At 55.9% G+C, this 11,272-nt stretch carries 10 protein-coding genes; 5 read left to right on the top strand and 5 right to left on the bottom strand.

Annotation, left to right across the window (positions count from 1 at the left end; all coding sequences use genetic code 11):
* Positions 1-7: 7 nt before the first annotated feature.
* Positions 8-733 (bottom strand): RDD family protein, encoded by a 726-nt coding sequence (locus tag ACWKWM_RS06475; RefSeq protein ID WP_483845319.1) that lies wholly within the window; start codon positions 731-733, stop codon positions 8-10.
* Positions 734-973: 240 nt separating this feature from the next.
* Here ACWKWM_RS06475 and sbcB point away from each other — a divergent pair, with 240 nt between their 5' ends.
* Positions 974-2,404, top strand: coding sequence for an exodeoxyribonuclease I (sbcB, locus tag ACWKWM_RS06470; RefSeq protein WP_483845318.1), 1,431 nt, complete (start codon positions 974-976; stop codon positions 2,402-2,404).
* A 93-nt stretch (positions 2,405-2,497) separates the two neighbouring features.
* On the opposite strand, the gene mvaT is transcribed toward sbcB, so the two are convergent.
* On the bottom strand, positions 2,498-2,878 hold the full coding sequence (gene mvaT, locus ACWKWM_RS06465; protein WP_483845317.1) for a histone-like nucleoid-structuring protein MvaT: 381 nt from the start codon (positions 2,876-2,878) through the stop codon (positions 2,498-2,500).
* 345 nt (positions 2,879-3,223) lie between these two features.
* On the opposite strand from mvaT, the gene purU reads away from it, so the two are divergent.
* Both purU and ACWKWM_RS06455 read left to right on the top strand, forming a co-directional pair.
* Positions 3,224-4,075 (top strand): formyltetrahydrofolate deformylase, encoded by an 852-nt coding sequence (gene purU / locus ACWKWM_RS06460; protein ID WP_483845316.1) that lies wholly within the window; start codon positions 3,224-3,226, stop codon positions 4,073-4,075.
* A 22-nt stretch (positions 4,076-4,097) separates the two neighbouring features.
* Positions 4,098-4,292, top strand: a complete 195-nt coding sequence (locus ACWKWM_RS06455) for a hypothetical protein (RefSeq protein WP_483845315.1) — start codon at positions 4,098-4,100, stop codon at positions 4,290-4,292.
* Here ACWKWM_RS06455 and gpgF read toward each other — a convergent pair whose 3' ends face one another.
* Complete coding sequence (gene gpgF / locus ACWKWM_RS06450) at positions 4,293-5,288, bottom strand: glucosaminyl phosphatidylglycerol flippase (protein ID WP_483845314.1); 996 nt, start codon at positions 5,286-5,288, stop codon at positions 4,293-4,295.
* Between the two features lie 574 nt (positions 5,289-5,862).
* On the opposite strand from gpgF, the gene ACWKWM_RS06445 reads away from it, so the two are divergent.
* On the top strand, positions 5,863-7,347 hold the full coding sequence (locus ACWKWM_RS06445) for a helicase HerA-like domain-containing protein (RefSeq protein ID WP_483845313.1): 1,485 nt from the start codon (positions 5,863-5,865) through the stop codon (positions 7,345-7,347).
* Positions 7,348-7,471: 124 nt separating this feature from the next.
* Here ACWKWM_RS06445 and ACWKWM_RS06440 read toward each other — a convergent pair whose 3' ends face one another.
* On the bottom strand, positions 7,472-8,947 hold the full coding sequence (locus tag ACWKWM_RS06440) for an inorganic phosphate transporter (protein ID WP_483845312.1): 1,476 nt from the start codon (positions 8,945-8,947) through the stop codon (positions 7,472-7,474).
* Between the two features lie 254 nt (positions 8,948-9,201).
* Positions 9,202-9,399, bottom strand: coding sequence for a hypothetical protein (locus tag ACWKWM_RS06435; protein ID WP_483834243.1), 198 nt, complete (start codon positions 9,397-9,399; stop codon positions 9,202-9,204).
* Positions 9,400-10,239: 840 nt separating this feature from the next.
* Between ACWKWM_RS06435 and pcaR the strand changes: the two genes are divergently transcribed.
* On the top strand, positions 10,240-11,082 hold the full coding sequence (gene pcaR, locus ACWKWM_RS06430) for a pca regulon transcriptional regulator PcaR (RefSeq protein WP_483845311.1): 843 nt from the start codon (positions 10,240-10,242) through the stop codon (positions 11,080-11,082).
* Positions 11,083-11,272: the final 190 nt, after the last annotated feature.

The raw sequence follows: 11,272 nt of genomic DNA, 5'->3' as shown, positions 1-11,272 counted from the left end.
TAGACTTTCATGTTCGCCCCAATAATCCACGTGCGATGCCATTCAGGCGGGTGATCGCTTGATCCGGTAATACGTGAAACGGTTGTGCAAGGACTGCAGCCAGCTCTTGACTCCGGGCGGGGGACAACCCCGTCTGACGCTCGGCGAAGGCCATGATTGCCCGCTGCTCATCCACTGTTAGCGGTATTGGCGCAATGACCGGCTCGGCGTCGGGCAGTTCAGGGCGGTTGATGGGGACATCGCGATAGATCACCAGCGTACCCGCGGCAAGATCGCCCAGCCTTTTGAACATAGGATGTTGCAGGCATGTGAACGCGCCGACGCTGTAGCCGAATGGCAGCATGTCGACAAATCGCAGCAGGTTGCGCAGCAGTGAGGCGGACCAGCCAATTGGCGTGCCGTCGTCATGCACCACGCGCAGGCCCATGAACGATTTTCCCGGCGAGCATCCCTGATTCAGCACCTCGAACAGCACCATGTACCACCAGGTCACGACAAACAACGCCAAAGCACTCAAGCCCATACCGAGCTTGTCGAACGGACGAAGCACGAGAAACAGCACACCCAGAATCATGGCCCGGATCAGCAGATCAATACTGAACGCCATTGCTCTCGGGATCAGACCTGCGGGGCGCAGCAACAGGTAAATGCCTTCGGGTGTTTCCATGCGGATGCGGGTGTCCAGCGGTGCAGGCTGCGGAGCATTCCTTGGCGTAGCGTGCGAAGAGGACATTGTCTGGGGGGATACACCTTGAAATGAAAGACTGATGCTAGCCAGCACGGGTCAGCTAAGCAACTGGGCACTGTCTGCGCAGGATGTAAGAAAGTGCGTCGGCTTGCTGAAGTAAATTTTCGGGAGAAATGTCCGTCCTTCGGCAGTCGCATTTTCGGTGTGCGAACCTCGCGTGTGTCCTACAGAGCCGGGCCGAAGTGTTCTGATAGACTTTGCAGGACTTCTGTTCAGGATCAGCCCGTGACCTCAAGCATCTTCTGGTACGACTACGAAACCACCGGGATCAATCCGCGAAATGATCGGCCGCTGCAGGTTGCAGGCATCCGCACGGACGATCAGCTCAATGAAATCGCTGATCCCATCAACATCTATTGCCAGCCCAGTGACGATATCTTGCCTCACCCTGCGGCTTGTCTGGTGACCGGGATCACCCCTGAACGACTCGCGGAAAAGGGGTTATGCGAAGCTGATTTCATGACCCGCGTGCATGCCGAACTGGCAGCGCCCGGCACCTGCGGCGCGGGCTATAACACGCTGCGTTTCGATGACGAGATGACGCGATACAGCCTTTATCGCAACTTTTTCGACCCGTATGGAAGGGAATGGCAGGGCGGCAATAGCCGCTGGGACTTGATAGATGTCGTTCGCACTGCTTACGCGTTGCGCCCGGAAGGGATCGTATGGCCTGAGGAAGAAGGCCGCGTCACGCTGAAACTGGAGCGGCTCACCGCGGCTAATGGAATCGACCATGGGCATGCGCACGATGCCTTGTCCGATGTACGTGCGACGATTTCTCTGGCCCGCCTGATCCGCGATAAACAGCCCAAGCTATACGACTATCTTTTTCAGTTGCGAAGTAAACACAAGGTGCAGGATCAGATTCGCCTGATGCAACCGCTGGTGCATATATCAGGACGTTTTTCTGCGGCGCGAAGTTATTTGGGTGTGGTGTTGCCGCTGGCATGGCACCCCACCAACAAAAACGCGTTGATCGTGTGTGACCTTCATCTTGATCATGCCCCTCTGTTGCAAGAAACCCACGAGATGTTGCGCCGTCGCTTATATACCCGACGTGACGACTTGAACGAAGGCGAACTCCCGGTCCCTCTGAAGTTGCTGCATATAAATAAGTGCCCGGTTATTGCGCCCTTAAGCGTACTGCGGGAGGAAGACCGCCTGCGTTTGGAATTGGACATGGCTGTCTATAAGGAGCGCGTGCACCGGCTCATTGAAGGGCAGGGGTTGTGGCAGGATAAATTGAAATCCGTTTATGCCAGCGATGACTTTGCTTCGAGCGAGGACCCCGAGCAGCAGTTATATGACGGGTTTATTAACGATCGTGATCGTCGCCTTTGTGAACAGGTTCGCTTGGCAGAGCCACAGCAGTTAGCCAGTGAGCCCTGGCCTTTCGATGATGAGCGCTTGCCTGAGTTGTTATTCCGATACCGGGCGCGCAACTTTGCAGAAACGTTGAGCGCGCAGGAGCAGCAGCGTTGGCTGAGCTTTTGCCAGACACGCCTGACCGACCCGTCGGCAGGTGCGCCCAACACGCTGAAGGGTTTTACCAAGGCGTTGATTGCGGCATCGCTCACGGCTTCGCCCGCTCAGCTAAAAGTGTTGGCGCAGTGGCAGGATTACGCACAGCAACTGAGCTTGCGACTGGGCATGTAAGCAAACGACTGAAAGTGGAGCAATAAAAAACGCCAGCAAGCTGGCGTTTTTAGTGTTGTGCGTTACTGCACAACTGTCCCTGATTTCGGGTGATCAGCCCAGCAAAGTTGCCCAGCCTTCAACCTCATCACCGCCCCACTTGGCTTTCCACTCTTTCAAAGTCTTGTGATTGCCGCCTTTGGTTTCGATGATTTCACCGTTGTGCGGGTTCTTGTACTGCTTTACTTTACGGGCGCGTTTGGTGCCGGTGGTTTTCGCCACGGCGCCACGCGGGGCTTTGTTAACTTTCGACTCAGGATCAAGCAACGCGATGATATCGCGCAGGGATTTCTGGTACTCGCCCATCAGGGTGCGCAATTTGCCTTCGAACTCAAGCTCAGTCTGCAGTTTGTCGTCTTGTTTCAGGTTTTGCAGGCGGGCCTGGAGCTCTTTGATGGCTTCTTCTGTTGCGCGGTATTCGTTGATCAGGGACATGAGGATTACCTTATGTTGTGATGTTCGGGGTGTATGGGCGCAATAATAGTCACAGAGTTTGTGCAAGTAAACATCAAACAATGTTTATTTGTGGACGTTTCAAATAATGCTCGCTCTATAGCACTCGTTAAATTAATAGCGCGGTTGTAGGCGGGCAGTCGATCTGACTATTTATTGCGCTTGAGGAGGCCTTTTATGGCGTCATCAATCAGACGTGGCGCTTACCTGGTTAAGCCACCGACCGAGTTCCGCGTGTTCGCCCCTTCATTCAACGCATTCCAATACTGCACAGTTGTTGAGTAATCGCTAGAATAGCCGCCCTTGCGAAGTTCTGGAGTTTCCCTAATGCGCACTTTTCGTCTGGTGATTGCCTGCCCGGACCGTGTCGGTATCGTTGCCAAAGTCAGTAACTTTCTGGCGTCCTACAACGGCTGGATTACCGAAGCGAGTCACCACTCGGACAACCTCAGCGGCTGGTTTTTCATGCGTCACGAGATTCGTGCCGACACCTTGCCGCTTGAGCTGGACGCTTTTCGCGAAGCGTTCAAGCCCATCGCCGAAGAGTTTTCGATGGACTGGCGCATCACGGATTCGGATCAGAAGAAGCGCGTGGTGCTGATGGCCAGTCGCGAGTCCCACTGTCTGGCCGACTTGTTGCACCGCTGGCACAGTGATGAGCTCGATTGTGAAATCGCCTGCGTCATCTCCAACCACGAAGACCTGCGCAGCATGGTTGAGTGGCACAACATTCCTTACCACTATGTGCCAGTGAACCCGACCGACAAAGAGCCGGCCTTTGCCGAGGTGTCGCGCCTGGTCAAACAGCATGAAGCTGATGTGGTGGTACTGGCGCGCTACATGCAGATTCTGCCGCCGCAGTTGTGCCGCGAATACGCGCACAAGGTGATCAACATTCACCACAGTTTTCTGCCGTCGTTCGTCGGCGCCAAACCTTACCATCAGGCATCTTTGCGTGGCGTGAAGCTGATAGGCGCAACTTGCCATTATGTGACCGAAGAACTCGACGCCGGGCCGATCATCGAGCAGGACGTCGTCCGCGTCAGCCATCGAGATAGCATCGAAAACATGGTTCGTTTTGGTCGGGACGTGGAAAAAATGGTTCTTGCTCGGGGTCTGCGTGCGCACCTGGAAGATCGCGTGCTGGTGCATGACAACAAGACTGTTGTGTTCGACTAAGCATTTGATGGAAAAACCGCCCATGGCTGATCCACTCGACAAAGCCACGTCCAAAGCCCCGCCTACAGTAGGTGAGGGCTGCCTGAGCCGTTACGATATCGATGAACTGACCCCTGAAGATGGCGCCGAGTTTGAAGGCGCCGCCCAACTGTGGCACCAAACTCATGGGTCTTCAGAGGTTACCGCGGATACTAAGCCGGACAGCCACGACGAGTGATCAGACGCGTTTCACGCGCATCAGCTTATTAAGCAGCGGACGCCCGACCATCAAGAAAAACACCGGGCCGCCAGCGACCAGGTAAAAGTAATACGTCACCGCCCGCCAGATCAAAATCGCAGCGGCGGCGGTGGATTTTCCTACCAACGGCGCCAGTAACGCCGCAGAAGTCAGTTCTGCAGTCCCCGCGCCCCCCGGCGACAGACTGAACTGCCCGGCGCTCAAAGAAAGCATTTGCACCAGAAAAGTCCAGGCCCACTGGATATCAGCCCCCAGCCCTTGCAGCGTCAAATACAGCACGCTGTAACGCAGCCCCCAGTGGATGCACGTCAGCACGAACACTTTGAACAGCGTGCGGTGGGGCATTTTCCAGGTGTCGGCCAGCGCATCGCGAAAGTGCAGCAGCTTTCGGGCCCAACGGGTACGCGTTGTCGCTTTGGTGTTGAAGCGTTTGAGCAGAAGGCCGTTTAGAACAATGATCCGACGGTGGTAACGCGCAAAACCTGCGCAGGCTACAAGCCCGGCACCGATCAGCAGTGCGCTGACAATCAGCATCCACTCAAGTCGTTCACTCAGGTTATGGAACAGCGCGTAGATCAGGATGCCGATCAAGGCGAGCAGGAAGAACACCAAGTCCATGAGTTGGTCGGTGGCAAACGCAGCTGTGCTCTTCGCCGGGCCAATGCCATTGCGCGACAGCAGCGCCACCAGTGTCAGCGGCGCACCACTGCCGCCCGGCGTTGCACTGTAAGCAAACTCGGTGGCCATGACGATGCCGAGGCTTTTGCGAATACCCAGGTCGATGGCGCTTTCGCCTAACAACAAGCGCAATCGCGCTGTGTTGCAGCACCAGCCAACCAATACCATGCCAAACATAATCAGCAGCAAGTCGCGGGGAAACGCGCGCAAGCGTTCGAACATTTCCGTACCGCCCATAAACAGCGGAATCAACAATGCCACGACCAATGCGGCTGCAAGCCATGCAAGTCGCTTCACGCCGCAGACCTCTGGCCGGGCGCGAGTTTTAGCGCTGAAAGCCGGGCAAAAGGTGTGCGGCGTTTTTCAATCAATAGCTGCAAAGTAATTAACCAAGTAAGTGCGAGAAAATTCATGGCCCATGTCCGCCGGGTGCAGTTCAAGCCCGAGTGCCAAGTGTGCTTGCCCCAAGGGAGCAAAATTCACCCTGCCAGTCTTTGATCCGGCTCATCGTTACCATGAAGATTGTAGGAATCAGGCTCATCGTTGCACGGATGATAACCGTGCAACGCCTGTTCATCACCTCGTTCGCAAAAACCGGCCGTGAGCGCTGCGCCGAGCGGCAGAGATGTCGATGATGTGGATGTAGGTCCCTGGGGTGTTGCATCGTCCCCACCGGTTGACCACTCTTGCTAATAGTTGTTCGGTTATCGGTGCGCCGCCGCCTGCTCCTTCAACAGGCAGCAGGTGTGTCGGCTAGAGTGAACAAGCGCGATTGAAGCAGGACACACATGTTCGTAGACGCGAGGCGGGGTTGCGCTCACGGGATGTTGGCGTGCTATGAATACGAACTTTCAAAATGGCGGGGAACGACATGCCTGATTCACAACAAATCGTCTTTGGCGCCAGTCTCGACGGCCAGCCGGTAGGGCAAGCGCTGCGTTTGTCGAACCGTCATGGATTGATCGCCGGTGCCACGGGTACTGGCAAGACCGTCACCCTGCAACGGTTGGCCGAAGCATTCAGCGATGCCGGCGTTGCGGTGTTTGCCGCTGACATCAAGGGCGACCTGTGCGGTTTGGGCGCTGCCGGCAATCCACAGGGCAAGATCGCTGAGCGTATTGCCAGCATGCCTTGGCTGAATCACATCCCACAAGGTTATCCCGTTTGCTTGTGGGATGTGCATGGCGAGTCGGGGCATCCACTGCGCACCACCTTGTCGGAAATGGGCCCGCTGTTGCTGGGCAGTCTGATGGAGCTGACTGACAGCCAGCAATCAACCTTGTATGCAGCGTTCAAGGTGGCAGACCGTGAAGGGTTGCTGCTACTGGATATCAAGGATCTCAAGGCGCTGCTCAATCATCTGCGCGAGCATCCTGAGCTATTGGGAGAAGACAGCGCCTTGATGACGACTGGTTCCAGTCAGGCGTTACTTCGCCGGTTGGCGGTGCTTGAGCAGCAAGGCGCGCAAGCGTTGTTCGGTGAGCCTGCGTTACAGCTTGAAGACATCCTGCAGCCCGCAAGCGATGGCCGGGGGCGGATTCACCTGCTTGATGCCAGTCGCCTGGTGCATGAAGCGCCCAAGGTTTACGCGACTTTTTTACTTTGGCTACTGGCCGAGCTGTTCGAGCAATTGCCGGAGCGCGGTGATGCGGACAAGCCATTGCTGGCGCTGTTTTTTGACGAAGCGCATTTGCTGTTTGCCAATACGCCCAAGGCTTTGCAAGAGCGCCTGGAGCAGGTAGTCCGGCTAATACGCTCAAAAGGCGTGGGCGTGTATTTCGTGACTCAGTCACCGAGCGATTTACCGGACAACATCCTCGCGCAACTGGGTTTGCGCATTCAGCACGGCTTGCGCGCTTTCACCAGCAAAGAGCAACGGTCATTGCGCGCCGTGGCAGACGGCTTTCGTCCCAACCCTGAGTTTGACGCGTTAGCGGTGCTCACTGAGCTGGGCACGGGTGAGGCGTTGGTCGGCACGCTGCAGGAAAAGGGCACGCCTGAGGTAGTCCGTCGCGTGTTGATTGCGCCGCCTCAATCGCGAATCGGGCCGTTAACTGAAGCGGAGCGAGCCAGTTTGATTGCGCAGTCACCGCTTGCCGGGCGCTACGACAAGCCTGTCGACCGGGAGTCGGCCTATGAAATGCTGATGGCACGCAAAGTGGCGGCTCCCGATCCAGACGCAGCGCCGGCCAAGGGGGAGGGTGGAGGTTTCGCTGATATGGCGGGCGGATTCCTGGGCGGTTTGGCAGGGCAGGCAATGAAGAGCGCTATGCGCACTGCAGCTAATCAGATTGGCCGAGACCTGGTTCGCGGTTTGATGGGTTCGTTGTTAGGGACGGGGAAGAAGCGCAAGTGAACCCCTTAAAACACTTGTGGGGGCGGACCTGTCCGCGAAGAGGCCAGTACATTCGAGCGCTATGTCGAGTGAACTGACTTCTTCGCGGACAGGTCCGCTCCCAAGCTCAGGTATTCCTTGGCTATTACGCCAGCGCTTTCGACGCCAGCCAGAACAGTCCAGCGGAGAGTGCGACAGTCGCCGGCAAGGTCAGCACCCATGCCAGCAGAATGTTGCGCACGGTGCCGCCCTGAAGGCCGCTCTTGTTGGCGACCATCGTTCCGGCTACACCCGAGGACAGAATGTGCGTCGTTGAAACCGGCAGAGCGAACACGTTAGCCGCCGCAATCGCGCAGGCCGTGGTGATCTGTGCCGACATCCCTTGGGCGTAGGTCATGCCTTGCTTTCCGATCTTCTCGCCGATGGTCAGTACAACGCGTTTCCAGCCGACCATGGTGCCGATGCCCAATGCCAGCGCCACTGCGAATATCACCCAGAACGGCGCGTATTCAGTGGTGGTGGTCAAGTCTTTGCGCAGTTTCTCGAGATCGGATTTCTCACGGGCATCGAGCGTCGGCAATTTGCCAACCTTGCGCGCGGTATCGTCCAGACACAGCAAGTAACGACGTACTTCGATCCGGTGTTCCGGCGAGATGGCGCGGTAGTCGGACACACCCTTCAAATTGGTGAGCAGTGCGTCAATGGTGGGTTCAGTCTGTTCCGGATTGCAGCTGAAGCGTTCAGGAAGATCGCCCGTTTGCGACTTGCCCAATGCCAGATATTCACCCAGCGTGGCATTGTTGCGCTGATAGAACTGGCTCAGATGCTGAGTGGCATCACGGGTGCGTTCGATCTGGTAAGTAGTGCTGCTCAAATCAAGCACGAACTGTGCAGGCACGATCCCGATAAGCACCAGCATGATCAAGCCAATGCCTTTCTGTCCGTCGTTGGAGCCGTGAACGAAGCTGACAGCCATGGCGGAAATCACCAGAACCAACCGATTCCAAAAGGGCGGATGCTTCTTTTTGTCATTGCTCTTGCGACGCATGTCCGGAGTTTTGTGCATGTTCGACAGTGGGCGCCAAGCCTTCAGGGCAAGTAGCCCCAGTGCCGCGACAATGAAGCCAGCCAGCGGCGAGAACACCAGCGAGGCGCCGATATCGATCGCTTTCTGCCAGTTGACGCCATCCGCCAGGGGAATGTCGTTGATTAGCGCGTTGGCCAGGCCCACGCCGAGAATCGATCCGATCAACGTATGGGAGCTGGAAGCAGGAATACCGAAGTACCAGGTACCGAGGTTCCAGGTAATAGCGGCCGCCAGCAGCGAGAACACCATGGCCAGGCCATGACCTGTGTTGACGTTGATCAGCAACTCGACCGGCAGCAGGTGGACGATGGCATAAGCCACACCCACACCGCCGAGCAACACGCCGAGAAAGTTGAATATCCCGGAAAAGAATACGGCCAGATGCGGCGGCATGGCTTTGGTGTAGATGACTGTCGCCACCGCATTTGCGGTGTCATGAAAGCCGTTGATGAACTCGAAGGTGAGGACGAAAGCGAGGGCGAGCACCAGGCTCACAATTACCCAAGCATCCAGCCCGCTGAATAAATCGATCATGGAAGGTTTTCTGACCCGGTATTAAGGGGGCGGGATTATGACAGAAAAAAAACTAATCGATAGGCACGCTGCTAATTGGTAGCAACCTGCAACGAAATTTCAGGCCCGCACACCTGTTGACTTCCTGTCCGGAAGCAAATGCATGCACCTGCGCTTCAACAGTAGCTGAAACGAGGAGCCTTGGCTGAAACCGGGTTAGAACAATGACCAACCGTTAGACGAGGTGACATTCATCGGCGCCGTGGGTCAGGCGCTCAAGGCTCTTCTTTCAGCTCTTTTTCCATCTTTTGCAGCTCTTGCTGAAATGCTTGATCCAGCAGGCTGGCTCTTTTGCGCCAGGGTTTGCGTTCCGGCTCCGGTTGTGCGGCGTAGGTGGTGACTTCCCCGCCGTATACATCCTTGAAACGTTGTTCCTGGCGCTCTAGTTCCGCGCGCAGTTCATCTTTGGTCACGGTGTTACCTTATTTAGTTTAAATGGATTCTGGTGACGACGCGGGGGTGAGAAGTGTTGAATGTTGTCAGCGATTGAGCGGTTGGATAACGGCTCGTCGTGTGCTTTCAACGAATGAAGTAATCACTTCTGCCTCTGCGGCTACGAGCACCAGAAAAACACAGCTGTCGTAGCGACAATCTATTTTGGGTTGCCAGGCTGCTGGCGATTGACCAGGCTTCTGGCCTGTCTATCTCTGCGCAATGCACATTCACGATGCATGCGTCGCGTGATCGGATCCATACCGGTAGGCACTGGTTGAATCACATCGCAGCGGTATAGCGTGTCAATTGCTCGCTACTATCTCCAAGACCAATGAAAGTGTCAACTGCCCATGTTCAGCACTTTCTATTAGCACGGAAACCTAATGTTTTTTTGTACGAAGATTCCGAAGTTAGGGAAGGCAAAATTATGACGAAAGTTGTTATTCAAATGACAGGCGCCGCAGGACAAATTTCTGGCGACATAAATCCAATGCAAAGCGTCTGTCAGATGTTTTTGGCTGTTGTGTCGGATTTCATACAACTCATATTTTCGCAATGCATTGAAATGACACACAAGAAAGAAAAACGGCCTCGCGGTTAGCAAGGCCGTGCCTGGGACTTCTCAGTGGGTACCTGACCAGTATTTCCGAGAAGCCACATGGTGGCAGGTGAAAGGTATAAGCAACGTAACGACGGGTCAAATGCGATTATCGGCCAGTCGTTCGATAATCGCCCAAAACGTGCTTGCCACTGTCGTCGAACCGGGCGAGAGTGGCTAACTGCAAGGCTGTGCAAGCCACGACGAACGGTATGGAAAAATGAACGATCAACTACGCAACTCATTCGCCTCCCTGGCTCCGCCGATCGTCGCCTCGCCCGCCAAGCGCATCCAAGCGCTGACGGGTGATCCAGATTTCATGACATCGCTGGCACGTGGTCTGGCAGTGATTCATGCCTTCCAGGAGCGCAAGCGGCATCTGACCATCGCGCAGATCAGCCACCGCACCGAAATCCCGCGCGCTGCCGTCCGCCGCTGTTTGCACACGCTGATCAAACTGGGCTATGCCACTACTGATGGCCGAACCTACTCGCTGTTGCCAAAGGTGCTGACGCTGGGGCACGCCTATTTATCCTCTACGCCATTGGCTGTGTCTTCGCAGCCGTACCTTGACCGGATGAGCAACCAGCTACATGAGGCGTGCAACATGGCGACGCTTGAAGGCGACGACATTCTGTACATCGCCCGCTCGGCCACCACTCAGCGCCTGATATCGGTGGACCTCGCCGTCGGCGGGCGTTTGCCTGCCTATTGCACGTCCATGGGACGGATTCTTCTGGCAGCACTGGACGATGTATCGCTGCAGGAATACCTCGATCACGTTGACCTTCAGCCCAAGACCAGTCGTACATTGCGCACCGCTGAAACACTCCTTGAATGCTTGCAGCAAGTTCGTCAGCAAGGCTGGTGCATCGTCGATCAAGAGTTGGAGCAAGGCCTGCGCTCGATTGCCGTTCCGGTCTATGACGCATCTGGACAGGTGTTGGCCGCATTGAATGTCAGCACCAGCGCCGGCCGCGTGACCCGCAATGAGCTGGAGCAAAAGTTTCTGCCGATCATGCTCGACGCCAGCCGGGATCTGAGTACGCAGCTGTTTACGTGAGAGGGTGATTTTGCAGGAGCCAACTTGTTGGTGAGACGTTCAAGGCGGCGCGGCAGGAAAATAGTCTCGCGAACAAGTTCGCTCCTACAGACATCCGCTTTATGTTGTTCGGTAATCGAACACTTAGTCGATTATCGGATTGTCCGTTTACGCTCCCAGGCATAACCTCAATCTCACTACGGCGCAGTCC

It is taken from the genome of Pseudomonas rosaeacicularis (assembly GCF_057128745.1).
The sequence above is the reverse complement of the archived record's forward strand: the minus strand, read 5'-3'. Positions and strand labels throughout refer to the sequence as shown.